Genomic DNA, 25,302 nt, shown 5'->3' with positions numbered 1-25,302 from the left:
CCCGTGATTTCCACCCTGGCAGGCCTACGGGCGGTTCGCGGCAATTAACAAGAATTGTCCTCACGATTCACCGTTCCTGAGCGTTCCCTGGGCATTACGCGAATTGCGAACCGCCCAATGGCGCGCAGTGGCGCCGGGAAAGCGCGGATGATGCGTAAAGCCGCAGCCCGGCACACGAAGGGTGATGTTCCTACGCCGGTCCGACCCGGTAACGTCAGCGCCCGGCGGGACCGGGGAGGGGCGGCATGGCACGTGGCGGCGTCTTCTGCATCGAGGGTCAGTGGCACCGCGACCTCAACGAGCGCGGTTCCGTCCTGCCCACGCTGGAACTGCTCGAACGGCTCGGAAAGATCCGCTTCATCCACAAGGACGCGGCCACCCGCGACGAGCTGTTCTACTTCGTGGACCGCTGGCTGCTCAAGCAGTACGCCGACCACCGGGTCGGCTTCTTCGCCATGCACGGCGAACCGAGCCGGCTCTGCCTGACCGACTGGGAATCGGTGGCGCTCGCCGACGTCGCCGAACTGATGGCCGGCCGCTGCGACGGCCGCCGGCTCTATTTCGGCAGCTGCTCGGTGCTGCGCGCCTCCGACGCGGTGCTGCGGGACTTCCTCGACGCCACCGGAGCGGCACTGATCTGCGGATACACCCGCGAGGTGGACTGGGTCGAGTCGGCCGCCTTCGAGACCGTCCTGCTCGACGTGCTGGCCAACGGCCAGCGCCACAACGCCGCCGAGCTGCGGATGGGCTCCGCGCACTGGGCGCCGCTCGCCTCGTACCTCGGCTTCCGGGTCATCTACGCCAACGGCCGCGCCTGGCGGCCCTCGGTCCGCCCCCGGGTGCCCGCCCAGCCCGCCGCGCGCCGCACCGCCCCGCGACCCCGGTGAGGCCCCGTGCGGCCTGGTGCGGTCGCCGGGCGGCGGGCGCCCTGGTAGGAACGAACGATGGCACGCAGCATCGCGACGAACACCCGGGTCGACCGGGCCGAGCTGACCGAGTTCCTCCGGCCGCGGCACCGGGTGGTGCTGATGACCACCCGCGCCGACGGCCGGCCGCAGTCGTCCCCGGTGACCGCCGGGGTGGACGGCGAGGGACGGTTGGTGATCTCCACCTATCCGGAGCGGGCCAAGGTCGCCAACGTCCGCCGTGACCCACGGGTGTCGGCGTGCGTGCTCTCCGACGACTGGAACGGCCCGTGGGTGCACCTCGACGGCACCGCCGAGGTGCTGGACCTGCCGGAGGCGCTGGAACCGCTCGTGGAGTACTTCCGCCGCATCTCCGGTGAGCACCCGGACTGGGACGAGTACCGGGCGGCGATGGTCCGTCAGGGCAAGTCGCTGATCCGGGTCACCATCGACGCCTGGGGCCCGATCGCCACCGGCGGCTTCCCCGCCCGCCTCGCCGACTGACCCGCCCCGGCCCGAGCCGTACCGGTGCACGCCGGCGTGCCGGGGCTCACCGCATCAGTACGCGGCGGTGAAACGGGTGTTCTCGTGCCGCGGCTGCTCGATCTCGTCGACGATCGCCACCGCCAGGTCCTCGTAGCTGAGCACCGAGCGGCCCTCGTGGTCGGTCACCGGCTCGTCGCCGCCGGTGCGGTAGTGCCCGGTGCGCTCGCCCGGGTGGAACTCCAGCGGCGGCGGGGAGACGTACGTCCAGGTCACCCCGTCGGCCGAGGAGCGGTAGAAGTCGAGGGCGTCGGCCTGCCCCCGCGCGGCGTCGCGGTAGTCCTCGGGGAAGTCCGGCTCGTCGAGGTAGCGGGTGCCCTTCGGGGTGAGCAGGGTCGAGCCGCCGCCCACGTGGATGATCCGGGGCGCGGCCGGCATGCCACGCAGCACCCCGACCAGGTTGCGGGCCGCGTCCAGCCAGAGGTCGTGTTCGCCGCCGCCGATCGCCACCACCATGGCGTCCGTGTCGGGCGCCAGTTCGCGTACGCTCCGCTCGCTGGTGGCGTCCCCGGTGACGACCGTGACGGCCGGCGGCAGGTACGACGTGGCCTCCGGGCGGCGCACCGCCGCCGTGACCCGGTGCCCCCGGCCGACCGCCTCGGCGGTGATCCGCGACCCCGCGGTGCCACCCGCGCCGAACACGACGATGTTGCTCATCGCGACCGCCTCCCGTCCTGCCCGACGTGGTCAGCCTCCAGGCTATTGACCTCCCCGGCCGGCCGGTGCCGTAACGGTGATCCCGGGGCGACCGGGTGCGGCGGTGGACGCGGTGCGACCACCGCCGGGCGGCTCAGTCGACCAGGGCGGAGTAGACGAGCTGCCGCAGCTGCGGCCGGATCGGGTAGGTGCTCGACGGCATGAGCTGGGTGAAGAACAGGGCCGTGACCTCCTCGGCCGGGTCGACCCAGAACGCCGTGCTCGCCACGCCGCCCCAGTAGTACTCGCCGGGGCTGCTCGGCACCCGGCTCGGCACGGGGTCGTCGACCACGGCGAAGCCCAGCCCGAAACCGATCCCCTCGAGGGTGGTCTCGGCGAAGCCGCCCGCCGAGAGGGTCTCCAGGTCCTGCCCGCCGGGCAGGTGGTTGCGGGTCATGAAGCGCACCGTGCGCGGCCCCAGCAGGCGCGTCCCGTCCAGCTCGCCGCCGCGCAGCAGCATCTGGGTGAACCGGTGGTAGTCGGCGGCGGTGGAGATCAGGCCACCGCCGCCGGAGAGCAGCAGCGGCTTCTCGTACGCTAGGGCGCCCAGCTTGTCGAAGCGGAACGCGCGGCCGGTGCGCGGGTCGGGCGCGTAGAGGGCGCCGAGCCGGTCGGCGGCGTCGCCCTCGGCCCACCAGTGCGTGTCGGTCATGCCCAGCGGGCGGAAGATCCGGTCGGCGAAGAAGGCGTCCAGGCTCTGCCCGGAGACCACCTCCACGAGCCGGCCGAGCACGTCGGTGGCGACCGAGTAGCCCCACGCCGTGCCGGGCTGGAACAGCAGGGGCAGCTCGCCGAACGCCTGGCAGGCCGTGGCGAGGTCGACGTCCGAGGGCGGGTAAAGGTCGTAGCCGGCGGCCCGGTAGATGGTGTCGACCACCGAGGTCTGCATGAAGCCGTACGTCAGGCCGGCGGTGTGGGTGAGCAGGTGCCAGACCCGGATCGGTTCGACCGCCGGCACCGTGTACGGCTTGAGGGCCGTGCCCTTGGAGTAGACGCGCAGGTCGGCGAACTCGGGCAGCCACCGGCTGATCTCGTCGGTCAGCTCGAAGCGGCCCTCCTCCCAGAGGATCATCGCGGCGACCGAGGTGACCGGCTTGGTCATCGAGTAGATGCGCCACAGCGTGTCCGCCTCGACGGGCCTGCCCGCCTCCACGTCGCGCAGCCCGTACGTCGACGAGTGGGCGATCTCGCCACGGCGGGTGACCAGCACCTGCCAGCCGGCGAGGCGGCCGTCGTCGACGTACCTGCCGAAGTGCTCGTCGATGCGCGCCAACCGCGCCGGGTCGAAGCCGATCTGGTCCGGGTCGATGCTGCGTGCCACACTCACGCCGCCGAAACTACTAGCCGGTATGCCACGGTGGAAGGGGTCTGGCCGTCCCCCTCGGTAGCCTGGCCTGATGCCGGAGCTGACCGAGGACGAGACCTTCCGCAACGAGGACTGGTACGGCGAGGAGCTGGTGGAGCGGCACTTCGTCCGCTGCACGTTCCTCGACGTCGACCTGACCGAGGCGGTGAGCCGGGGCGCGGTCTTCGACGGCTGCACCTTCGGTAACGTGCGCTTCAACTCCTCCCGGCACACCGACTCGGCCTTCACCCGCTGCACCTTCCAGCGGTGCAACCTGTTCGAGGCGGAGTTCACCGGCTGCAAGCTCGTGGGCAGCACCTTCGCCCAGTGCGACCTGCGACCGCTGACCGTCACCGGCGGCGACTGGTCGTTCGTGGGGCTGCCCGGCGCCGACCTGCGCGGGGTCCGCGTCACCGACGCGCGGATGCGCGAGGCTGACCTGACCGGGGCCAACCTGACCGGGGCGACGGTCACCGGTGTGGATCTCTCCGGCGCGCAGCTGCACCGTTCCCGGCTCTCGGGGGCCGACCTGCGCGGCAGCGATCTCAGCGCGCTCGACCCGACGGCGGTGGAGCGGGCCGGGGCGATCGTCGACGCCACGCAGGCCATGGCGATCGCGCAGGCGCTCGGCTTCGAGATCCGCTGATCAGCGGGCCCGCTGGGCCCCTAGACCGCTGGACAGGCCCTCGGCGGACTGCGTCCGGGGGCGCCGCAGGACCCGAGACCACGTTCCTGGTCGATGTCCGCTACGGTCCGGTGACGAACTGGACACGCCCGTCCGTCCGGCGCGACGGACGAGGCGGTGCCGACCGGGACCGCCCACAGCGGACGTTCGCGTCCGGCCGGGGCCGGCGGGGAGTGGAGGGGCGGTGGCGGAGGAAGACCTCAGCCGACAGCGCATCCGGCCGTGGCGGCACGGCGACCCGCCCGCGGCCCACCACCCGCTGACTGCGGCGCCCGGACGCAGCCGCACCGACCTGCGGCGGCTGGCCCGGGCGCGGCGACGCCGCCGGTGGGCCGTCGAGGGGATCGCCGCGCTCGCCTGCCTGATCGCCCTCGTGTCGTACCTGACCACCGGCGATCCCGACCCGGGCGGGGAGACCGACGGCGGCCTGCCGGCGGGTGCAGGCCGCCCGAGCGGCGTACCGGGGTTGGAGGGGCGCGACTTCGACGCCGGCCTGGTCTCGCCCGGGCTGCGGCCCCGGCAGCGTCCGCCGAGCCCGTCCCCGTCCCCGGCGCCGCCGACGCCCACCCCGGCGGCGCCCGTGGTGCCGGCGGTGCTCGCCGTCAGCACGGCCGAGGTGCCGGCCGACGTGGACCTGACCTCGGTGGGCAGCCGCGACTGGATCCACTGGGGCCTGCGAGGCGCGGACTCGACGGTCCGCAAGCGCGGCGGCTCCGGCGAGATCCGCGACGAGGGCGGCACCGGCCGGCGGGGCGGCTGGGACGACAACCAGGAGAGCTTCAGCTGGCGCGACGGCAGCCCGGTGGCGTCGGCGAGTGGCTCGCCGCACGGGGTCTACCGGTGCGGCACCGGCAGCGGCTTCACGCTGGCGGTGAGCGCCGACGGCCGGGCGCGCACCGTGCGCGTGTATGCCGGGGTGTGGATGGCCCGGGGGCGGCTCGACGCCCGCCTCTCCGTCGGCGGCCCGAGCCGGACCCTTTGGATCGAGGACCGGCACACCAGCCGGTCCACCGAGTTCACCATCCGGTTCCAGGCGCCGAAGGGCAGCCGGCTCGTGCTGACCTGGACGGTGGAACAGGCCTTCAGCGACGACTGCGGCAACGTCGGGCTCCAGGCGGTCGCCCTGCGCTGACTGACTTACCTCAGGGGTGATGGACGCCGGGCGGGGATTGGCACGAGACTCGGCGTACCGCCCGGTGGTCCGACCGGGCGGACCGGCTCCCGGGGAGGCACCATGCCTGCGTTCGCACTCGCCCATCTGCACGACGTTCCGATCAACGAGGACATCCTCACCTACATCGAGCGGATCCAGGCCACGCTGGACCCGTTCGGCGGCCGGTTCCGGGTGCACGGTGGCACGGTGGAGGTCAGGGAGGGGGAGTGGCCGGGCACGGTGGTCATCATCGAGTTCCCCGACGCGGACCGGGCCCGGGCCTGGTACGACTCGCCGGCGTACCAGGAGATCCTGCCGTTGCGCACCCGGCACATCCCGGGCGCGGCGCTGATCGTCGACGGCGTGGCCCCCGACTACGACGCCAGCCGGACGGCCGCCCGGCTGCGGGCTCAGGCGGCCGGCTGAGCGGCCGCTCCGCCCCGACGGCGCTGCGCCGCGCGGGCGACGGCGAGCGGGTCTGCGTCCACGCCTCGGGACAGTTTGTCCGTCGCGCCGCGTCGCGCCTGTCGTAGCTTTCTGCTGTCCACGTCCGACCATCCTGTGTGGAGGCGTCACCGATGAGCAGCACCACCACCCGCACCGTCCGTCCGAGGGCCTCCCGGGGCGCCGGGGAGGTGCTCCGGGAGATCCCGCTGCCGCCGTACGTGACCGTGGAGGACGCCCAGTTCGCCGTGCGGGCGGTCGTGGTGCACGCGCCCCGGATCTGGTCCGGCGGGACGGTCTGCCGCAACGACGCCAGCCCGCACCCGTGCCGGCTGCACCGCTGGGGCACCCGGGTGCTGGCGCAACGCGGGCTGCGTCCCGCCGAGATCGCCGCGCTCATCGAACGCGGCGACCCGGCGGCCGAGCTTCCGCACCGTCCCGGCGCCTAGCGCCGGCGGGGCCCCCGCACCGGGCCCCGCCGGCCCGTCAGCAGGCGTTCGGCTTCACCCAGGCGCACTCCAGCCCCTCGGGGACCCGGGGGGCGTCGGGCGCCGCCGGGGGCGCGATCCGCGCGCCGGTCACGCCCTTCTCGGTGTACGAGGCCAGGGCGATCGCGATCTGGTCCTCCAGCGTCTTCACCGAGGAGGCCAGGTAGTTGTTGAGCAGGATCGAGAACGCCAACACCCGCCCGTCGGCGTCGGTGACGTAGCCGGAGAGGCCGGAGACGCCGGTCAGGCTGCCGGTCTTGGCGTGCACGTTGCCGGCGGCCGGGGTGCCCCGCATCCGGCTGCGCAGGGTGCCGCCGACGAACCGCTCCGCCTCGCCGGCCACGGGCAGGGCCGCGTACCAGGTGTCGAACCAGGGCTCCGCGCGGACGGCGGTGAGCAGGTCCACGAACTCGTCGGCGGGGATCAGGTTGCGCCGGGAGAGCCCGGAGCCGTCCCGCTGGCGCAGGGTGCCGGTGTCCATCCCGGCGTCGGCGACGTACTCGCTGATCGCCGTCAGCCCGGCCGACCAGGTGCCGGCGCCGGTGAGGACGCGGCCGATCTCCTTGGTCAGCACCTCGGCGTGCCCGTTGTTGGACAGCTTGAGGAACGGCACCACCAGCTCGGCCAGGGGCATCGAGCGGTGCCGGCCCACCTCCGCCGCACCCTCCGGGGTGGGCTGGCCGAGCACCGTCCTGCCGAGCACCCGTACGCCGTGCCGGCCCAGCGCCGCCCGGAAGACGTCGGCGGCGTAGCCCGTGGGCTCCCAGACGCTGACCCAGTCCTTCGCCGGCCCGGCGCCGAGCGCGATCTGCCCGGTGACCACGACCGTGTTGCTGCCGTGCGCCCGCTCGAACGAGATCGACGTCTCCCCGTCGGCGACGGTCTGGGCCTGGTTGTCGATCTTCAGGTACCGGGTGGCCGGGGTGGTGGTGACGACCGGTCGTGCACCGGCGGTCCCGCCGGGGGCGGCGTGGACGATGACGGTGCCCGCGTCGTAGTCGGTGTCCGGCGCCACCGTCAGGGCGGAGACCTGTGCGGCGTAGTAGTACGGCTCGTCGTCCCAGGTCCAGTCCGGGCCGAGGCGGGTGCTGTCGTAGCGGGTGTCGTCGGCCACCAGGTTGCCGGTGACCACCCGGACGCCCGAGGCGGCGACCTGCGCGGCCAGGGCGTCGTAGTCGGCGGCCAGCATGGTCGGGTCGCCGCCGCCGCGCAGGTAGAGGTTGCCGGACACCAGGCCGGCGCGGCGGGCGCCGCTGGTGCGTACCTCGGTGCTGAAGCGGTGGCCCGGCCCGAGCAGTTCCAGCGCCGCCGCCGAGGTCAGCAGCTTGGTGTTGGAGGCGGGTATCAGCCGGCGGTCGCCGTTGCGGTGGTAGACCGTCTCCCCGGTGGTCGCGTCCTTGACCACCACGGCGGCCTGCGCCCCGGCCAGCCGGCTGTCGGCGAGGATCGCGTCGATGGTGCCGTTGAGGCGGATCGCCGCGGGGGTGGGGGACTCGGCGGTGGCGGTGGGCGCGCCCGCCGTGGCCGCGGCGGCGACCAGGGCCACCAGCGCGAGCGTCCGGGGGAAGAGACGACGATGCATGGGGTGATGCTGCCATGCAGGTATCTGCCAGAAAAGACCGTCGATGGAAAGAAATCTTCCGCCGGGCGTGGCGTGCCGGACCGGATTACCCGTTCCCGACCTGGTCACACCCCACGGACCGGCCGGTCTGACGGGCCGGTCCGTGCGGCGCGGACGGGTCGGCTTCCAGGCGGCGCCCCTGCGGCGCACTGAATCCGCTCTATTTGACGGATCCCCCGGCAGGGGGCACCGTAGGCCGTGGAGGGGCCCTGAATCGCCCCGAGGCGCGACGGCGATGTGCGTGTCGCCCTTCCCATCGCCTCCCACGTGTGCTCGTCCGCGGGCCGATGCCCGGTCCCGCACCGCGAATCCGAGAATCCACGAGGAGTTCCGCCATGCTCACCATGACCGACAACGCCGTGCTGGTCATCCGGGACCTCGCCAACCAGCAGGACGTCGCCGAGGACGGCGGGGTGCGGATCGCCGCCGACACCGACGCTGGCTCGCTCACCGTCGAGCTGGTCGCCGAACCGGTCGAGGGCGACCACGTGGTCGACAACCAGGGCGCGCGCATCTTCCTGGACTCCGACGCCGCCGAGTTGCTCGGCGACGCTTCGGTGGACGCCAGCGTCGACGACGAGGGCGTCATCCAGTTCGGGTTCACCGAGAAGCAGTGACGCGAGAAGCAGTGACGGCGGTGCGCCGCCGCTCGGCCGGGGGCCGCTGGCCCGGTGCTCAACCGGCCCGGCGGCGCTCCCCGCCGCGGTGCGGCCGGGCGGGACGGCCCCGCTCCGGGGGCGCCTGATCGGATCGCCACGGCCCCGGACGGGACTCCCGCCCCGGGTGTGGCAGCGTGGCCAGCACGTGCGCGAGGTGGTGCGAGGTGCTCCACGCCGCCCAGTTGCTGGCGGATCCGGCGCCGGCGCCCCGGCGGGCACGCCGGAGGATCTCGTGGTCGCCCCAGGAGAAGCCCGCCCCGGCCGCCGGCCAGTGCGGCGCCGAGACCACGGTGCGGCACAGGTCCGCGAACCGGTCGTCGCCGCGGCCACCCCGCCGCGACCAGCGGTACACCCACCAGGCGCCGTCGGTGGTGTAGCGGACCGTGGGCAGCCGGTCGCCCGCCTGGTCCGCGCCGGGCACGGCGGAGCCGACACCGTAGTCGCCGTAGCCGACGCCGGGCTCGGCCAGCCGCTGCCAGAGCTGCCAGTCCCAGCGGTCGAGGCGTACCGGCTCGTCGGTGGGCAGGGCGGACAACGCCGGGGGCATCCCGCCCGCCGCCACGCTCACCGAGCGCCAGGCGTGCCGGCGGGCCCACTCCAGCAGCCGCCGGATCCGGGGCTCGGCCACCCGCACGTCGGCCCGGCAGCACACGTCGCCCGCGTCGAGGAGCAGGTCGCACTGCTCGGCCACCAGACCGGTGAACCGCCAGACCCGCTCGGCCGCCGCCGTGGCCGCGTCGGGGCCGGCCCGGTCGTGGCCGACCCGCAGCCGGACGACCGCCCCCCGGGTGTGGGCCCGGGCCGCCGCACCGTGCGCCATCAGGCGCCGGTCACTGTCCGCGAGCCCGATCACCGGCACCAGCGGTACGCCCCAGCGGACCAGCTCGGTCTCGGGGGCGTCGGGCAGGCCGGTGACGTCGACGGCGGTGCGCAGCCCCTCGGGCAGCCTACGAAGCACGTCGAGCGTGAACTGGTCCACGATGGACACCCGGAGGACCGGGGCGAGCAGGGGTACGACGACGTCGTCGAGATGACCGAGCGCCTCCAGCTCACCCCGCCGGTTGGCGAGGATGGGGCGGTAGACCGGTTCCGCCGCCCCGCCCCGGTGGGCGGGCACCATACCCCAATGTAGCCAGGCATCGGTGCCAGTCACAGGGTCGATCGGCCCGTCCTGCCCCGGCGGGCGACCGGAAACGGCGACGCCGCCGCCCCGCGTGGCGGGACGGCGGCGGCACCAGCGGCAGATCAGTCGTCGTCGCGGTCGTCGTCATCGTCATCGTCGCGGTCGTCATCGTCGTCGTCGACCGGCTCCTGCTCGGCCTTGACCACGCTGCCGTCGCCCCGGTCGACGTCGATCTCGTGCTCGGTCTGCCCGGCCACGATCTCGACGCTCCACACGGCCCTGCCGTCCTCGTCCTCGCGCTCGACCTCGACGACCTCGCCGCCACCGGCCCGGGCCAGCGCGATCTCGCGGGCCCGCTGCTCGCTGACGGCGTCGTCGCCGGTGGCCGGAGCGCTGCCGCCCGACGGGCTGCCGGGCGCCGCCGGAGTGCCGGTGGTCGGCGCGCCGCTCGTCGTTGGGGCGCCGCTCCCGGTGCCGCCCGGGGTGCCCGGGGCGGTCGGGGCGGTGGTGGCGGCGGCCAGGGTGGTGGCCCGGGCCGCGCCGTTGTCGGCCGCCGCGACGCCGAAGCCCGCCCCGGTCACGGCGAGCACGGCCGCGCCTCCGAGCGACGCCAGCATCAGGGACTTGCGCTTCATGTCGTTCACCCTTCCTCGGTTGCTGGTTCCCAGGATCACCCCCGCCCCGATAGCGCCACGCTGCCCGAACGCTAAGGCCGGGTTAAGCCCCGCCGGGGTGCGCCGGGGGAAGGGCCGGGCTGTCGCGCGCGAGCGCCTCGCCGGGGCGGGCAGGGGGAGGACCGGCCGTCGCGGGAGCGCCTCGCCGGGGCGGGGAGGGGACGGGGATCAGGACCGGGGCGGGCCGAGTTCGAGGCGTACCTCCGCACCTCCGGAGGGCGCGGCGCGCAGGACGAGCCGGCCGCCGCTCGCCTGCGCGGCGCGGCGGGCGATGTCCAGGCCAAGGCCGGTCGAGCCGGCGGTGCTCGCGCCCCGGTCGATGGTGCCCGGCGGCATGCCGGGCCCCTCGTCCGCCACGGTGAGCGCCACCCGGTCCGCCTCCGCCACCAGGCGGACGGCGAACGCGGTGCCGTCCGGCGTGTGCGCGAAGACGTTGCCGAGCAGGGCGTCCACCGCCGCCGCCAACTCGTCGGCGGGCACACCCACCGGCAGCGGTCCCGGCGCCAGGTCGAGCGTCACGGCCCGCCCGGTGTCCTCGGCCAGCACCGACCAGAACGCCACCCGCTCGGCCACGACCGCCGCCGCGTCGGCGCTGGCCGCCCCGGCCGTCGGCACCCGCCACCGGGCCTGCCGGATCAGGCCGGTGACCGCCCGCTCCAGCCCGTCCACGGCCGCGGTCACCCGGGCCGCGTCCTCCGGGTCGCGCAGCGACTCGGCCTCCAGGCGCAGCGCCGTCAGCGGGGTACGCAGGCGGTGCGACAGGTCGGCGACCTCCTCGCGCTCCTGCACCAGCAGCACCTGGATCCGGCCGGCGAGGTGGTTGAGGGCGCCGGCCACCTCACGCAGCTCGGGTGGCCCGGCGGGCGTGACGCGCGCGTCCAGTTCCGCGTTCGCCAGCCGGTGCGACACCGCGGAGAGCTCGCCGATCGGCCGGACCAGGGTGCGGGCCAGCCGGTCGGCGACGGCCAGCCCGATCAGCACCAGCAGTACGCCGAGCAGGGCCAGGGCCAGCCAGGACCGGGTCACCCCGGCGGTCAGCTCGGCGGGCGGGACCTCGGTCCGGATGACGCCGGTGCCGTCCGGGCGCCCCTGCACGGCGATCACCACCTCCCGCCCCCGCCCGGACTCGGCGGTGAGGCTCTGCCCGCGCTCCGCCAGCGCCACCGCGGCCGTCCGCGGGGCCGGGGCACCGAGCACCGTGCCGTCGGGCAGGAACACCGTGAGCGGCCGCTCGGACTCCGTGGCCAACTGCTCGACGGTCAGCCGGATCGTCGCGACGTCGGCGGTACCGACGACGGTCACGAGGCTCTGCGCGTCCGCCGTGGCCCGTACGGTGGCCCGGTCCGCCGCGACGGTACGCACCAGCAGCGCCAGCGGCACCAGGAAGGCGACCAGGGTCAGCACGCTGACCGCGGCGACCAGCAGGGTCAGCCGGGCCCTCATCCGGCGCTCCCCGGCGCCTCGAGCCGGACCCCGACGCCCCGCACGGTGTGCAGGTAGCGGGGCGCCTGCGCGTTCTCCCCGAGCTTGCGCCGCAGCCAGGACAGGTGCACGTCCACGGTCTTGTCGGCGCCGCCGTACGGGACCCGCCACACCTCGGCGAGCAGCTCCCGTTTGGTGACCACCTGTCCGGGGCGCCCCGCGAGGTGGTGCAGCAGGTCGAACTCGCGCGGGGTCAGCTCGACGGGCGCACCGTCCAGGGTGACCTGGCGGGATCGTGGATCGACCCGCAGCCCGCCCACCACCAGCGCCGGGTCCCCGTCCGGCGCGGCGGCCGTCCCGCGCCGCAGCACCGCCCGGATCCGCGCGTCGAGCTGCGCGGCGGTGAACGGCTTGACCACGTAGTCGTCCGCCCCGGCGTCGAGCACCCGGACGATCTCGGTCTCGTCGTCGCGGGCGGTGGCGACGATGACGGGCACGGCGCTGACCGCGCGGAGCATCCGCAGGAGTTCCCGGCCGTCCAGATCGGGCAGGCCCAGGTCCAGCACCACCAGGTCGGGCCGGTCGTCGAGCGCGTCGCGCAGGCCGGTCATCGCGGTCGAGGCGGCGGCCACCGCGTGCCCCCGTTCGCGCAGTGCCCGCAGCAGCGGCGTACGGATCGTCAGGTCGTCCTCGATGAGCAGCAGGCGGGCCACAGTGGCAGGCTAGCCGCCGCCGCGCCGCGGACGGCCGACCTTAACCGTCACTTAGCCCCGTCCAGGGCTCGGCGCAACCTCGCGTCGGGGAGACTCGGGGGATGCGTCGCCGTTCGTTCCTCGCCGTCGCCGGGTGGCTGGCCACCGCCGCCGTCGCCACCCTGATCGGGGTGGCCGCGATCCGACTGGTGGGGGAGAGCATCGCCGGCACCCCGGGCGGGGTGCTGAGCCAGGAGGAGGTCGAGCGGGCCCTGGCCGCCCCGGGGCCCACCGCCCCGCAGACCGGCGGGCCGTCACCGACGGCCACCGGGAGCGGCGGGCCGTCGACGCCGGCGGCGGGCGGCTCGTCCCCGGCGGGAGCGCGTCGGGCCTTCGCCACGGCGGGTGGCAGCGCGGTGGCCGAGTGCGGGCCGGGCGGGGTGCGGCTGGTCTCCTGGACACCCGCGCCGGGCTACCGGGTCTCCGACGCGGAGCCGGGGCCGGACGACGACGTGGAGGTCACCTTCGTCGGCCCGTCGGGCGAGGTCGAGCTGAAGGTGCGCTGCGTGGGTCCGGAGCCGGTGTCGGTCGCCGACGACTGAGCGCTCCGGCGCAGGTCAGGCGGGGTGTGGTGGGTGTCGACTGTCCGTGATCGGACACCCGGCCTAGGTGGTTTCCGGCCGCCGCTCGGGCATACGTTCGACCACAAAGGGTGCCGATCGGCGCTGATCCCCCTCAGCCACCACAACTGCCTCATCGCCGCTCCGGTCCGGGGGGCACGAGGGAGGACCGAGATGTCCAGCTTCAGATTCCGGCGTACGCCGGCGGCGCAGCCTCTGCACCGGGACGGCGACGCGGCCCGGGCCGACGCGGAGACCACCACCTGCGCCACCGTCGGCCTCCCCGCGACCGCGCGGGTCCTCTTCGCGGTGGTGCACGCCACCGGCGGCCTGGCGCGCGGGCTGGGCGTGGCCACCGCCAGCCGGCTGGCGACCGGGATGTACCAGGTGGTGTTCGACCAGGACGTCACGGCCGCCGGCTACGTCGGCACCGTCGGCCTGCCCGGCAGTTCGGGTGTCGCGCCCAGCGGGAAGATCGCGGTCGCCGGGCGGACCGGCATTCCGAACGCCGTCTTCGTCTCCACCTTCGCCAACGACGGCCGCCCGGCCGACCGCCCGTTCCACCTGGCGGTGCTGGCCTGACGCGCCCCGACGCGGTGCTGGCCTGACGCGCCCCGACGCGGCGCTGGCCCGAGCCGCGACCCGGTGCTGGCCGGACGCACCGGGATCCGTCGGGCGGCGGGGACGGACACGAGCGCGCGGCGCCGTTCGGATCCGGGGATCGGAACGTCGCCGCGCTCTGGCCGTCTCCCACCATCGCAGCCGTACGGCGGTACGCCGGCGGGGACCTGGCTCGACCGGCCACCGTGCGCCGGCTGCTTCCTCGATCCCCGTCCCGGCGGGATCGAAACCCTCGACGAGTGGCGAATTCCACCATCTGCGAGACCCGGCGTGGCGGCGGGCCACAGCGGGTATGTGCGTCGGCATGGAGCATTTCACGATCGCGACCGTCGCAGAGAAGAGCCCGGACTTCCGGCGGGTGCTGTGGACCGGTGAGCACACCCAGCTGGTGATCATGACCATTCCGCCGGGTGGCGAGATCGGTGAGGAGGTCCACGAGGGCATCGACCAGATCCTGACCTTCGTCAGCGGTACGGGCGAGGCCCGGGTGGCGGGCGAGAAGCGCGAGGTCGTGCAGGGCGACCTGGTGGTCGTGCCGGCCGGCACCAAGCACAACTTCGTCAACACCGGCCCCAACCCGCTGGTGCTCTACACCGTCTACGGGCCGCCCGAGCACGCCGACCAGGCGGTGCACCGCACCAAGGAGGAGGCCGACGCCGCGGAGGCCGCCGGCGAGGACGAGCCGCCCACCTCCTGACCGCGCGCCCGCTGCCGCCTGAGGCGGCCCGAACGGGGTACCCGCGGCGGGTGGACCAGCTGGCGATCTCCGACTACGGGTTCCTCTCCGACTGCCGTTCGGGCGCGCTGGTCGGTCGGGACGGCTCGGTCGACTGGTGGTGCCCCGACCGGTTCGACTCGGCGTCGGTCTTCGGCCGCCTGCTCGACCCGGACGCCGGGCACTGGCGGCTGGCGCCGGCCGCCGCCGGGCTGCCCGGGCACCGGGTGGAACGGGACTACGTGCCCGACACGCTGGTGCTGCGCACCGTGCACCACACGCCCGAGGGAAGCGTCGCGGTCACCGACGCGCTCGCCGCCGAGTCCGGCGCCCGTGGCCACCAACTGGGGATGAACTCCCCGGCCGTGCTGCTGCGGGTCGTGGAGGGACTGACCGGGCGGGTGCGGATGTCGCTCGACTTCCGCCCCCGCCCGGAGTACGGCCTGCTCACCCCGTACCTGCACGAGCAGCCCGACGGCGGGGTGCTGGCAGCGGCCGGCCCGGTGGTGCTGAACCTGCACACGGGCGGGGCGGCGCCGCACGTCGAGCGGGACCGCGTCCGGCAGGAGTTCGAGGTCTCCGCGGGGCAGGTGCTGGGCTTCGACGTGGCGTACGGGCAGGCGTACGGGACGCCACCGGTGCGCCTCGATCCGGTGGCCGCGCTCGACGAGACGGTGCGGGCCTGGCAGGCGTACCGCGAGACGCACCACTACGACGGCCGCTACCCGGAGCAGGTCCGGCACAGCGCGACGGTGCTCACCGGCCTCACGTACGCGCGTAGCGGCGCGGTGGCCGCGGCCCTGACCACGTCGTTGCCGGAACGCCTCGGCGGCGACCGCAACTACGACTACCGCTACTCGTGGCTGCGCGACTTCGCCATGACCCTGCGCGCCCTCTGGGTGGCCGCCTGCCCGTCCGAGGCGTCCCGGCTCTTCGCCTGGACGGCCCGCTCGATCGGCCGGGTCGGCCCCGACCCCGTGCCGGTGCTCTTCGGCCTGGAGGGGGAGCGGGACGTCTCCGAACACGAGCGCGCCCACCTGCGCGGCTACGGCGGCAGCCGCCCGGTGCGGATCGGCAACGACGCCTGGCGGCAGCGCCAGCTCGACGTGCCGGGCGAGGTGCTCTCGGCGGTCTGGCGGCTGCGGGACTACCTGGGCGAGGTGTTCGACCCGGAACTGCGCGAGATGGTGCTCGGCCTGACCGAGCAGGTGGCCGCCACCTGGCACCTGCCCGACCGGGGCATCTGGGAGACCCGGGACGACGATCGCCACTACCTCACGTCGAAGGTGCTCTGCTGGGTGGCGCTGGACCGGGCCGTCACGCTCGCGCCGCGGCTGGGTGACCGGGCCGACCCCCGGCGCTGGGCGGCGATCCGCGACGAGATCCGGGCCGCCGTGCTGCGCGAGGGCTGGAACGAGCGGATCGGCGCGTTCTGCGGCGCGTTCGGCTCGGCCGGGCTGGACGCCTCCGTGCTGCTGCTGCCGCTGGTGGGGTTCCTGCCGGCGACCGACCCGAGGATGCGCGCCACCGTCGGCGCGATCGAGCGTGAGCTGGGCGCCGGGAACGGTCTCGTCCGTCGCTGGGACACCGACCCGGCGGGCTTCCTGCTCTGCTCGTACTGGCTGGTGGAGTGCCTGGCGATGGCCGGCGAGCGGGAGCGGGCCGCGGCGCTCTTCGAGCGGCTGCTCGGGCACGCCAACGACGTGGGCCTGTTCAGCGAGCAGATCGACCCGCGTACCGGCGCGCAGCTCGGCAACACCCCGCAGGCGCTGTCGCACATCGGCCTGGTCAGCGCCGCCTGGCGGCTGACCGACCCGGACACGGAGTGACGCCGGGTCAGGCCGGCAGCACCGGTACGCCGGTCACGTCCACCGTCTCCGGGTACTTCACGCCGGCGCCGGTGTTGAGCACCACGACCCGTTCCCCGGCCCGGATCCAACCACCGGCGCGCAGGTGCCGGGCGGCGGTCAGGCCGGCGGCCCCCTCGGGGCAGAGCAACAGCCCCTCCCGGGCGGCGAAGTCCCGCAGGTCGGCGAGGATCTCGGCGTCGTCCACGGCGATCGCGGTGCCGGCGCTGGCGCGCAGTGCGTCGAGGATCAGCTCGTCGCCGAGCGGCGCCGGCACGGTGATGCCGAACGCCACGGTGTGCGCGTCGGCCCAGGGCCGCGCCCGCTGCTCACCGGCGGCGAAGGCGCGGACGATCGGCGCGCAGCCCGTCGACTGCACCGCGACCAGGCGGGGCAGCCGGTCCTCGATCCAGCCCAGCTCGCGCAGCTCGTGCAGCGCCTTGTGGATGCCGATCAGGCCGACCCCACCGCCGGTGGGATAGATGATCACGTCCGGCACCTGCCAGCCGAGCTGCTCGACGATCTCGTACCCCATCGTCTTCTTGCCCTCGAGCCGGTACGGCTCCCGCAGCGTGCCGGCGTCGAAGATCGCGCCCCCGGAGCCGGCGACCAGCCCCGCGACGTGCCGGCCGGCGTCGCTGATCAGCCCGTCGACCAGGCGCAGGTCGGCGCCGGCGGCCACGCACTCGCGCCGGCAGCTGGCCGGCGCGTCCAGCGGCATGACGATCGTCGCGCCCAGCCCGGCCCGGGCGGCGTAGGTGGCCCAGGCCGCGCCCGCGTTGCCGTTGGTCGGCATGGCGATGTGCCGTACGCCCAGCTCGCGGGCCCGGCTGACGCCCACCGCCGCGCCGCGCGCCTTGAACGAGCCGGTCGGGGTCAACCCCTCGTCCTTGACCATCAGGTCGGCGATGCCGATCTCCGCGCCGTAGTCGGGGGTACGCAGCAGCGGCGTCCAGCCCTCGCCCAGCGTGGTCTCGTGCCGGGGGTCGGCCACCGGCAGCAGCTCGCGGTAGCGCCACAGGTCGGCGGGGCGCAGCGGGAACCGTTCCGGGGTGAGCACCTTCGCCACCGCCGCCAGGTCGTAGCGGGCCAGCAGCGGGGAACCGCAGTCGCAGAGGTTGGCCGGCCTGCCGGCGTCGTGCTCCCGCCCGCAGCGTGGGCACTCAAGGTGTGTCAGGTACACGATGCTCCTCGCCGTCTCAGCCCGGGTCCCGGCTCGCGTCGATGCTCAGCCAGCGCCGGCTGCGCCGGCCCGGCTCGTAGACCGCGTCCAGGCGCTTCGCCACCACCCCCGGCAGCCCCTGCTCCCGCCCGGTCCGCAGCGCTTCCCGGCCGGCACCGGGGAACCAGGGCGGAGTCTGCCAGTGCCCGCCGGCCAGCGCCAGGCCGTCGAGCAGCTCCCGGCGCTGCGCGTACGGCAGGTCGACGCTGGTCATGCCCTCCAGCCAGAGCAGGTCGAAGATCAGGTACTGGGCGTCGGGGGGTGTCCGCCGGCCGCCGCGCGCCGGCCGTACCCGCCCGGCGGTGTCGATGCGCACCAGGACGCCGTCCAGCACGGCCTCCGTGGGCGCCAGCTCCTCGGCCAGCTCCCGCAGCCAGGGGTACGCCCCGGAGACGTCCTCGTCGTCCTCGGCGAGCAGCCGCAGCCGCCCCCCGGAGACGTACGCGACCGCGCGCACCCCGTCCCAGCGCAGCTCGTAGCCCCATTCCGCCTCGTCCGCCGGCAGCTTCGCCGCGCGGGTGGGCCGCATCGGGCGGATCAGCTCCGGCATGCTCGTCCAGCCCTCCGGGGGCGGGTCGGTACGGCGGACCATCCAGTCCCGCCCGCTCCTGCCGCCGGTGGCGAAGAGGACGTAGCGCCCGGCGGTGCGTTCGCCGTCGAGCACCACGATCACCTCGTCGTCGCGCCACTTCTCGCAGCGGTAGGTGCCCCGGTCGTGGACGGTCATCCGCCCGCCGCCGTACTCGCCGGCCGGGATCTCGCCGTGGAAGTCGAGGTATTCCATCGGGTGGTCCTCGGTGTGCACGGCGAGGTGGTTGCGGCCGGTGTCGCGGGGCAGCCCGCGCGGCACCGCCCAGGAGGCCAGCACCCCCTCGTGCTCCAGCCGCAGGTCCCAGTGCAGGCTCCGGGCGTGGTGCTGCTGGATGACGAACCGGGCTTCGCCGTCGGCGGGCCGCCCGCGTCGCGGGGTTCGCTTCGGCACCGGCTCCGGGGTGCGCGCCGCGTCCCGTCTGCGCCGGTACTCCTCCAGCGGGTCAGCCACACCCGCATTCTCCGGCAATCCGCGCCGGACCGCCGGCCGCCCGCGTGTCCGGTTCGCCGGGCATGGGGCAGGTCAGCACGGGTAAAGACCCGCGCATGGACAATGACGACCAGCCCACCGTCACGCTCCCCGGTGAGGTGCGGATGCCCCTGCTGGGCTTCGGCACCTGGCAGGCCACCGGCGAGGCCGGGTACGACGCGGTGCTCGCCGCGCTCGACGCCGGCTACCGGCACGTCGACACCGCCACGATGTACGGCAACGAGGAGGAGGTCGGCCGGGCGGTACGCGAGAGCGGGCTGCGCCGCGAGGACGTCTTCCTCACCACCAAGCTGCCGCCGGAGCGGGTCGGGCGGGAGCGGGAGACGATCGAGGCGAGCCTGACCGCGCTCGGCACCGATCACGTCGACCTGTGGCTGGTCCACTGGCCGCCGGCCAACCCGACGGACAACATCCCCGTCTGGCGGGAGATGCTGGCCGCCCGCGACGAGGGGCTCGCGCGCGCGGTGGGGGTGAGCAACTACGGCACCGGGCAGATCGACGAGCTGATCCAGGCGACCGAGGAGAACCCGGCCGTCAACCAGATCCGGTGGAGCCCCTCGCTGTACGACCGGCAGCGGCACCGGGAGCACCGGGACCGCGGGGTGGTGCTGGAGGGTTACAGCCCGTTCAAGACCAGCGACCTCGCCGACCCGGTGCTGACCCGCGTCGCCGCCGCGCACGACGTCTCCCCGGCCCAGGTGGTGCTCCGCTGGCACATCGACCACGAGATCGTGGTCATCCCCAAGTCGGTGACCCCGGAGCGGATCCGCGTCAACGCCGACGTCTTCCACTTCGCGCTGACCGCGGAGGAGATGCGCGACATCGACGCCCTCGGCAACCCCTGACGGACCCCTCCCCACCACCCGGATCGTGACCGGGTCGCAGCGCCGTACCCGGACCGCGTTGCCAAATTCCTTCAGCCCGAATAGGGGAGATGAAGGGTATCGACATAGATGCTCGTGACGATATACCGTGCGCGTCACCAGTTCATCGATGAGTCGGAACCCCTCCGCCCTTGTCTGAAGGAGCGCCATGAACGCGTCACGACCCGCCCGTCTTCCCCGTCGGGGGGTGCTGGGCATGTCGGCTCTGTTGGTCACCGCGGTGGCCGTCGCCGCCAAGCCCGCCGCGGCGAGCGCCGCGCCCCTCGCCGCGCCGAAGGCCGAGTGCCTCGCCGACCTGCTCGGGGAGTCCTGATGGCTAGCATCCCCTGGCTGGTGGACGTGCTGCGGGGGGCGGGCGTCCAGGTCGTCGTCGAGGGCGACTGGCTCAACCGGTCGGCAGGCAGCTCGTTCAACCCGATCGGTGTGCTCTGGCACCACACCGCCGCCACCTCCAGCGCCAGCAACCCGCACCCGGCGCTCAACATCTGCATCAACGGCCGGTCCGACCTGCCCGGCCCGCTCTGCCAGGCGCTGGTCGACTACCACGGCGTCTTCCACGTCATCTCCGCCAACCGCTGCAACCACGCGGGCGTCAGCCGCGGCAGCGGGCCGATCCCCGCCGGCGACGGCAACACGCTGATGATCGGCTGGGAGATCGACTACAACGGGGTCAACCAGGAGATGACGGCGGCGCAGTACAACGCGTCGATCGCCGCCACCGCCGCCGTGCTCAAGCGGCTGGGCAAGGACGCCAGCTACGCCCGGGGCCACCGCGAGACGAGCACCACCGGCAAGATCGACCCGTCCTTCATCGACCTGAACACGATGCGCGCCGACGTCGCCGCGAAGATGGCGGGCGGCAGCACCTGGAGCTCCGTGGTGGACAACTCCACCGCCGGCCGCTTCACCGCGAGCGCCAACTGGGGCACCTCGACGTACTCGGCCCAGCGCTACGGCACCGACTACCGCTTTGCGGACCCGGTCGCCGCCAGCGACGCCGCCTGGTACAAGTTCAACGTCCCGGCGACCGCGAGCTACCGGGTCGACGCGTGGTGGCCGGCCGTCAGCGGCTACAACACCGCGACCCCGTACATCGTGTCCACCACCACCGGCAACCAGACGGTCGTCGTCAACCAGGCGGCGACCGGTGGGCAGTGGCGCACCCTCGGCACCTTCACGCTGCCGGCGGGCGACGCCAACCGGGTCGCGGTCAGCCGGTGGAGCTCCGCCTCCGGCCTGATCATCGCCGACGCGGTCCGGCTCACCCGGGTCTGATCGTCCGGCCCTCGTACGCGACGTCCGCCAGGATCCGGGGTGGCCTGGCGGACGTCGCGTTCGTCGGTTTCGCCGGGGGTGTCGCCCCCGGCCAGAGGTCAGGACCGCGAGCAGGTCACCCCGTTGAGGGTGAAGCTCGTCGGGGACGAGTACGCCCCGCTCAGCGTGCCCTGGTAGCCGAAGCTGGCCGTGCCGCCCGGGGCGAGCGTGCCGTTCCAGCTGATGTTGCGCGCGGTCACCGCCGAGCCGCTCTGGCTGACCGTGGCGTTCCACGCGCTGGTGACCTGCTGCCCGGCGGGCAGGTTGTAGTTCAGGGTCCAGCCGTTGACCGTGCCCGACCCGGTGTTGGTGATCTGCACGTCGGCCGTGAACCCGTCGTTCCAGGAGTTCGGCGTGTACTTCACCGCGCAACCCGAGCCGCCCGACGGCGGGGGAGTCGTCGGCGGCGGGGTGGTCGGGTTGCCGCCCCCGTTGACGGCGGCGGAGAACGAGGTGACCGCCAGCCCGGCGCCGCCCTGCCACGGCTCGAAGCCGGCCTGGATGCTGGTCAGGTACCAGGAGTTGGTGATCGCACCCCGGTTGCGGGTGTCGTTGATGAACGCCAGCAGGTTGAGGTTCGCGCTGCTGATCGCCGACGGCGCCAGGTACGAGATCACGTTGTTGGAGCCGTTGCTGCCGCGCCAGACCTCCCAGCTGCGCCCGTCGATGGTGGCGGTGCCGACCGGGGAGCCGATGGGCTGGATCGGGCCCTGCCGGTTGAGCCAGATCATGATCTCCATCTGGTTCACCCCGTCCCGCTTCGGCGACGGGTCCAGCCAGATGTCGTACGAGGCGTTGTAGACGGCGTTGCTGACGTAGCGGTAGGAGATGTTGCTGGTGGCGCTGCTGATCTGGCTGACCTGGATCGGCAGGTTGGTGCCGGGGGAGCAGTTGGTGTAGTGGCAGCCGAGGAAGACCGACGGGTACGCCGTCGGCGCGCCGTTGGTGGGGTTGCTGCCGTTCTGGGTGGTGATCTCGAAGCCGCTGTCGGTGACGTTGATGCACTGCTGGGCGGTGGTGCCCCAGCGGTTGTTCTGCACCACGTAGCGGCCCTGGATGGTGGTGGAGCCGTACTGCTCGCAGATCTGGGTGTCGGCGCTGGCGGATCCCCCGAGGGCCACGGCGACGATCGAGCCGGTGGCGAGCAGCGCGGCTGCCGCGAGGGCCCGGAGTGGACGTTTCATGGTGCTCCTTCGGCTTCGGCACGGAACGTCGGGCGGGTCGCCGGGGGCGTGACGGGAGCGCTCCCACAACCCTTCGACACATTTACATCTCTGAAACCGCTGTGCAACGGGGGTGCGGTATTGGAGAGGTAAGTGAGGTTTGTCACGCCCGAGCCGCACGGTGGGCAGGCGGGTCCCCCGAAGCAGTGGCGGCGGTCGCCGAGGAATGTTTCCACCGGGACGATCGACTCTGGTGTGTGCCGATTGCGCCGAGTAGTGTCTTGCCTCCAACGCGTGCCGAACCCCTCCGGAGGCGTACACCACCATGGGTGGCTCCCCCCTGCGCATCCTCGTCGTCGGCGCGGGCATCGCCGGTCTGGCCGTGGCCCGGGCGCTGCGGATGGTGGGTCTCCGACCCGACGTCACCGAGAAGCTGCCCCCGGGCGAGAACGCGGAGAACGGGCTCTACCTGCCCGGCAACGCGGCCCGGGCGCTGCGTCGGCTCGACCTCGACGGGCCGGTCCGCCCGCTCGGGCAGGTCATCCACCGCCAGCGGTTCCTCGACGCCACCGGGGCGCCGCTGTGCGAGGTCGACCTCGACGCCCTCTGGGCCGGGGTCGGCGAGTGCCGGGCGCTGCCCCGGGCGGAGCTGCACCGGGTGCTGCTGACCGGGGCGGGCGGCGCCGTCCGGCACGGCGCCGAGGTGCGCACCCTCGACCTGCTGCCGGACGCCGTCGGCGTCACCTTCGTCGACGGCACCGCCACCGAGTACGACCTCGTCGTCGGCGCCGACGGGCCGCGCTCGTCGATCCGGGCCCTGGCCGCGCTCGGCGGCCCACCCCGGGGAGCCGGCCAGGTCGTCTACCGCGCCGTGGTGCGCGACGGGCCACCCGTGGCCGAGTGGACCGCCCTGCTCGGTCAGCGCGCCGGCTTCCTCGTCGTGCCGATCGGCGCCGGGCGGCTGCACTGCTACGCCGACGAGGCCGGCACCACCCTGCCGGCCGACCCGACGGCCCGCCTGCGCGAACTCTTCGGCGGCTACGGCGGACCGGTGCCGGCCGTGCTGGAGGCGCTGGACCGGGTGCACGTCGCGACCACCGAGGAGGTGGAGCTGGGGTGCTGGTCCCGAGGGCGGGTGCTGCTCGTCGGGGACGCCGCGCACGCCACCGCGCCGACGCTGTCCCAGGGTGCGGCGATGGCGCTGGAGGACGCCGTGGTGCTCGCCGAGTCCCTCCGTGCGGCCGGGGCCGACGTGGAGGCGGCGCTGGCGGCGTACGAGAGTCGTCGTCGCCCGCGTACGCGATGGGTGCGGGACCGGACCCGGGACCGCAACCGGACCCGGGACGTGCCCCCGGCGCTGCGCGACCCGCTGCTGCGTGGGCGCGGCGGCCGGATCTTCGGCGAGCACTACCGACTGCTGCTCGGCCCGCTGTGACGGCAGGCTCCGGGAGGCCCCCGCGCCGGGGTGCGGCAGGCTACCCGACCACCCCACGCGGCGCAGCCACCTGCCGGGGACTATCCTCCTTGCGGATGACGGCCCGCAGATAACCAGCGTGTGCCGAGCGGGACAACCCAGAACCGGAGGCCACTCGTGACCACCGTCGCACCCAAGCCGGTCGTGACCCGGCCCTGGCCGGTCCGAACGCCGGTCAAGGGGTCGGCCATCGCGCGGCTGCTGCGTACCACGGACGCGAAGCAGATCGGGATCATGTACATGGTCACCGCGTTCGTGTTCTTCATGATCGGTGGCCTGATGGCCCTGATCATGCGGGCCGAGCTGGCTCGACCCGGGCTGCAGTTCCTGTCGCCCGAGCAGTACAACCAGCTGTTCACCATGCACGGCACGGTCATGCTGCTGTTCTTCGCGACGCCGATCGTGTTCGCCTTCGCGAACTACGTGGTGCCGCTGCAGATCGGCGCGCCCGACGTCGCGTTCCCCCGACTGAACAGCTTCGCCTACTGGCTGTTCCTCTTCGGCGGCACGATGACCATGGTCGGGTTCCTCACCCCGGGTGGCGCGGCCGACTTCGGCTGGACCGCCTACGCGCCGCTGAGCTCCGTCGAGCACTCGCCCGGCGTGGGCGCGAACCTGTGGGTCGTCGGCCTGGTCATCTCGGGTCTGGGCTCGATCCTCGGCGCGGTCAACGTGATCACCACGATCCTGACCCTGCGCGCGCCCGGCATGACGATGTTCCGGATGCCGATCTTCACCTGGAACATCCTGGTCACCGGTCTCCTGGTGATCCTGGTCTTCCCGCTGCTGGCCGCCGCGCTGCTGGCGCTGGCCGCCGACCGGCTCATGGGCGCCCACGTCTACGACCCGGCGACCGGCGGGCCGATGCTCTACCAGCACCTCTTCTGGTTCTTCGGCCACCCCGAGGTGTACATCATCGCGCTGCCGTTCTTCGGCATCATCTCCGAGATCATCCCGGTCTTCTCCCGCAAGCCGATCTTCGGCTACAAGGGCCTGGTCGCCGCGACCATCGCCATCGCCGGCCTGTCGATGAGCGTCTGGGCGCACCACATGTTCTCCACCGGCCAGGTGCTGCTGCCGTTCTTCAGCTTCCTGAGCTACCTGATCGCCGTGCCGACCGGTATGAAGTTCTTCAACTGGATCGGCACCATGTGGCGGGGCCAGATCAGCTTCGAGACGCCGATGCTCTTCTCGATCGGCTTCCTGGTGACGTTCCTCTTCGGTGGCCTCACCGGCGTGCTGCTGGCCAGCCCGCCGATCGACTTCCACCTGCACGACTCGTACTTCGTGGTGGCCCACTTCCACTACGTGCTCTTCGGCACGATCGTGTTCGCCGTCTTCGCCGGCATCTACTTCTGGTTCCCGAAGATGTTCGGCCGGATGCTCGACGAGCGGCTGGGCAAGGTGCACTTCTGGCTGACCATGATCGGCTTCCACACCACGTTCCTGGTGCAGCACTGGCTGGGCAACGAGGGCATGCCGCGCCGGTACGCCGACTACCTGCCCGGCGACGGCTTCACCACGCTGAACATGATCTCCACGATCGGCGCGTTCATCACCGGTATCTCGACCCTGCCGTTCATCTGGAACTGCTGGAAGTCGTACAAGGCCGGGCCGGTCGTCGAGGTCGACGACCCCTGGGGCCACGGCAACTCGCTGGAGTGGGCGACCAGCTCCCCGCCCCCGCTGCGCAACTTCGACCGGATGCCGCGGATCCGCTCCGAGCGGCCGGCGTTCGACCTCAAGTTCCCGGAGCTGGCGGCGGGCAGCCAGAGCCTGGCCGGCCCGCCGGAGGGCGGCGCCAAGCCGCTGACCAGCGAGTCCGACGGTGGCGCCAGCTACCGCGAGGACACCGCGAGCGACGCCGACCGGCGCTGACGCTCCGCACCACGTAGAACGGGCGCCATCCCC

General features: G+C 73.7%; 25 protein-coding genes. 15 read left to right on the top strand and 10 right to left on the bottom strand.

Features of this window, described 5'->3' with window-relative positions; genetic code table 11:
- Positions 1 to 245: 245 nt before the first annotated feature.
- Positions 246 to 887, top strand: a complete 642-nt coding sequence (locus ACGFIG_RS05855) for a DUF6642 family protein (protein WP_392999652.1) — start codon at positions 246 to 248, stop codon at positions 885 to 887.
- A gap of 57 nt (positions 888 to 944) precedes the next feature.
- Complete coding sequence (locus tag ACGFIG_RS05850; RefSeq protein ID WP_392999650.1) at positions 945 to 1,409, top strand: PPOX class F420-dependent oxidoreductase; 465 nt, start codon at positions 945 to 947, stop codon at positions 1,407 to 1,409.
- A 54-nt stretch (positions 1,410 to 1,463) separates the two neighbouring features.
- On the opposite strand, the gene ACGFIG_RS05845 is transcribed toward ACGFIG_RS05850, so the two are convergent.
- Both ACGFIG_RS05845 and ACGFIG_RS05840 read right to left on the bottom strand, forming a co-directional pair.
- Entirely contained in the window at positions 1,464 to 2,105 is a 642-nt protein-coding gene (locus ACGFIG_RS05845; protein ID WP_392999648.1) for an NAD(P)-dependent oxidoreductase, read from the bottom strand.
- 133 nt (positions 2,106 to 2,238) lie between these two features.
- Positions 2,239 to 3,471, bottom strand: a complete 1,233-nt coding sequence (locus ACGFIG_RS05840; RefSeq protein ID WP_392999646.1) for a serine hydrolase domain-containing protein — start codon at positions 3,469 to 3,471, stop codon at positions 2,239 to 2,241.
- Between the two features lie 70 nt (positions 3,472 to 3,541).
- Between ACGFIG_RS05840 and ACGFIG_RS05835 the strand changes: the two genes are divergently transcribed.
- The 4 genes from ACGFIG_RS05835 to ACGFIG_RS05820 all read left to right on the top strand — a co-directional run bounded on the left by ACGFIG_RS05835 (position 3,542) and on the right by ACGFIG_RS05820 (position 6,220).
- Complete coding sequence (locus ACGFIG_RS05835; protein ID WP_392999644.1) at positions 3,542 to 4,135, top strand: pentapeptide repeat-containing protein; 594 nt, start codon at positions 3,542 to 3,544, stop codon at positions 4,133 to 4,135.
- Between the two features lie 223 nt (positions 4,136 to 4,358).
- Complete coding sequence (locus ACGFIG_RS05830; RefSeq protein ID WP_392999642.1) at positions 4,359 to 5,306, top strand: hypothetical protein; 948 nt, start codon at positions 4,359 to 4,361, stop codon at positions 5,304 to 5,306.
- Between the two features lie 102 nt (positions 5,307 to 5,408).
- Positions 5,409 to 5,753: a DUF1330 domain-containing protein gene (locus ACGFIG_RS05825; protein ID WP_392999640.1), complete on the top strand. Its 345-nt coding sequence runs from the start codon at positions 5,409 to 5,411 to the stop codon at positions 5,751 to 5,753.
- A 152-nt stretch (positions 5,754 to 5,905) separates the two neighbouring features.
- Positions 5,906 to 6,220 (top strand): hypothetical protein, encoded by a 315-nt coding sequence (locus ACGFIG_RS05820; RefSeq protein ID WP_392999638.1) that lies wholly within the window; start codon positions 5,906 to 5,908, stop codon positions 6,218 to 6,220.
- A 37-nt stretch (positions 6,221 to 6,257) separates the two neighbouring features.
- Here ACGFIG_RS05820 and dacB read toward each other — a convergent pair whose 3' ends face one another.
- Entirely contained in the window at positions 6,258 to 7,841 is a 1,584-nt protein-coding gene (dacB, locus tag ACGFIG_RS05815) for a D-alanyl-D-alanine carboxypeptidase/D-alanyl-D-alanine-endopeptidase (RefSeq protein ID WP_392999636.1), read from the bottom strand.
- A gap of 374 nt (positions 7,842 to 8,215) precedes the next feature.
- On the opposite strand from dacB, the gene ACGFIG_RS05810 reads away from it, so the two are divergent.
- The gene (locus ACGFIG_RS05810; protein WP_392999634.1) at positions 8,216 to 8,497 is read left to right on the top strand and encodes an adhesin; all 282 of its coding nucleotides are present in this window, start codon (positions 8,216 to 8,218) and stop codon (positions 8,495 to 8,497) included.
- 58 nt (positions 8,498 to 8,555) lie between these two features.
- Here ACGFIG_RS05810 and ACGFIG_RS05805 read toward each other — a convergent pair whose 3' ends face one another.
- From ACGFIG_RS05805 to ACGFIG_RS05790, 4 genes are all read right to left on the bottom strand, one after another.
- A complete protein-coding gene (locus ACGFIG_RS05805; RefSeq protein ID WP_393001323.1) occupies positions 8,556 to 9,659 on the bottom strand; it encodes a hypothetical protein in 1,104 nt (367 codons plus the stop codon).
- Positions 9,660 to 9,784: 125 nt separating this feature from the next.
- A complete protein-coding gene (locus ACGFIG_RS05800; protein WP_392999631.1) occupies positions 9,785 to 10,297 on the bottom strand; it encodes a PepSY domain-containing protein in 513 nt (170 codons plus the stop codon).
- 207 nt (positions 10,298 to 10,504) lie between these two features.
- Positions 10,505 to 11,779 (bottom strand): ATP-binding protein, encoded by a 1,275-nt coding sequence (locus ACGFIG_RS05795; RefSeq protein WP_392999629.1) that lies wholly within the window; start codon positions 11,777 to 11,779, stop codon positions 10,505 to 10,507.
- Positions 11,776 to 12,471 carry a response regulator transcription factor gene (locus ACGFIG_RS05790; RefSeq protein WP_392999627.1) on the bottom strand — a complete coding sequence of 232 codons (696 nt, stop codon included), beginning with the start codon at positions 12,469 to 12,471 and terminating at the stop codon, positions 11,776 to 11,778. Before ACGFIG_RS05790 ends, ACGFIG_RS05795 begins: the two co-directional genes overlap by 4 nt.
- A gap of 101 nt (positions 12,472 to 12,572) precedes the next feature.
- Between ACGFIG_RS05790 and ACGFIG_RS05785 the strand changes: the two genes are divergently transcribed.
- From ACGFIG_RS05785 to ACGFIG_RS05770, 4 genes are all read left to right on the top strand, one after another.
- Positions 12,573 to 13,052 (top strand): septum formation initiator, encoded by a 480-nt coding sequence (locus ACGFIG_RS05785; RefSeq protein WP_392999625.1) that lies wholly within the window; start codon positions 12,573 to 12,575, stop codon positions 13,050 to 13,052.
- 192 nt (positions 13,053 to 13,244) lie between these two features.
- The gene (locus ACGFIG_RS05780; protein ID WP_392999623.1) at positions 13,245 to 13,652 is read left to right on the top strand and encodes a hypothetical protein; all 408 of its coding nucleotides are present in this window, start codon (positions 13,245 to 13,247) and stop codon (positions 13,650 to 13,652) included.
- 343 nt (positions 13,653 to 13,995) lie between these two features.
- Entirely contained in the window at positions 13,996 to 14,388 is a 393-nt protein-coding gene (locus tag ACGFIG_RS05775; protein WP_089001794.1) for a cupin domain-containing protein, read from the top strand.
- A 50-nt stretch (positions 14,389 to 14,438) separates the two neighbouring features.
- Complete coding sequence (locus tag ACGFIG_RS05770) at positions 14,439 to 16,235, top strand: glycoside hydrolase family 15 protein (RefSeq protein ID WP_392999621.1); 1,797 nt, start codon at positions 14,439 to 14,441, stop codon at positions 16,233 to 16,235.
- Between the two features lie 7 nt (positions 16,236 to 16,242).
- Here the strand turns inward: ACGFIG_RS05770 and ACGFIG_RS05765 are convergent, their stop codons facing one another.
- Positions 16,243 to 17,436: a threonine synthase gene (locus ACGFIG_RS05765; protein ID WP_392999619.1), complete on the bottom strand. Its 1,194-nt coding sequence runs from the start codon at positions 17,434 to 17,436 to the stop codon at positions 16,243 to 16,245.
- A gap of 16 nt (positions 17,437 to 17,452) precedes the next feature.
- Entirely contained in the window at positions 17,453 to 18,517 is a 1,065-nt protein-coding gene (locus tag ACGFIG_RS05760) for a DNA polymerase ligase N-terminal domain-containing protein (RefSeq protein WP_392999617.1), read from the bottom strand.
- Between the two features lie 95 nt (positions 18,518 to 18,612).
- Here ACGFIG_RS05760 and ACGFIG_RS05755 point away from each other — a divergent pair, with 95 nt between their 5' ends.
- Entirely contained in the window at positions 18,613 to 19,401 is a 789-nt protein-coding gene (locus ACGFIG_RS05755) for an aldo/keto reductase (RefSeq protein ID WP_392999615.1), read from the top strand.
- Positions 19,402 to 19,752: 351 nt separating this feature from the next.
- Positions 19,753 to 20,715 (top strand): N-acetylmuramoyl-L-alanine amidase, encoded by a 963-nt coding sequence (locus ACGFIG_RS05750; RefSeq protein WP_392999613.1) that lies wholly within the window; start codon positions 19,753 to 19,755, stop codon positions 20,713 to 20,715.
- A 98-nt stretch (positions 20,716 to 20,813) separates the two neighbouring features.
- Here ACGFIG_RS05750 and ACGFIG_RS05745 read toward each other — a convergent pair whose 3' ends face one another.
- Positions 20,814 to 21,938, bottom strand: a complete 1,125-nt coding sequence (locus tag ACGFIG_RS05745) for a cellulose binding domain-containing protein (RefSeq protein WP_392999611.1) — start codon at positions 21,936 to 21,938, stop codon at positions 20,814 to 20,816.
- Positions 21,939 to 22,242: 304 nt separating this feature from the next.
- Here ACGFIG_RS05745 and ACGFIG_RS05740 point away from each other — a divergent pair, with 304 nt between their 5' ends.
- Both ACGFIG_RS05740 and ctaD read left to right on the top strand, forming a co-directional pair.
- Entirely contained in the window at positions 22,243 to 23,352 is a 1,110-nt protein-coding gene (locus ACGFIG_RS05740; RefSeq protein WP_392999609.1) for an FAD-dependent monooxygenase, read from the top strand.
- Between the two features lie 156 nt (positions 23,353 to 23,508).
- The gene (gene ctaD / locus ACGFIG_RS05735; RefSeq protein WP_392999608.1) at positions 23,509 to 25,269 is read left to right on the top strand and encodes a cytochrome c oxidase subunit I; all 1,761 of its coding nucleotides are present in this window, start codon (positions 23,509 to 23,511) and stop codon (positions 25,267 to 25,269) included.
- Positions 25,270 to 25,302 lie beyond the last annotated feature (33 nt).

It is taken from the genome of Micromonospora sp. NPDC049048 (assembly GCF_043197615.1).
In the GTDB taxonomy this organism is placed as follows: Bacteria; Actinomycetota; Actinomycetes; order Mycobacteriales; family Micromonosporaceae; genus Micromonospora.
This window is presented reverse-complemented; position numbering and strand designations above follow the sequence as displayed.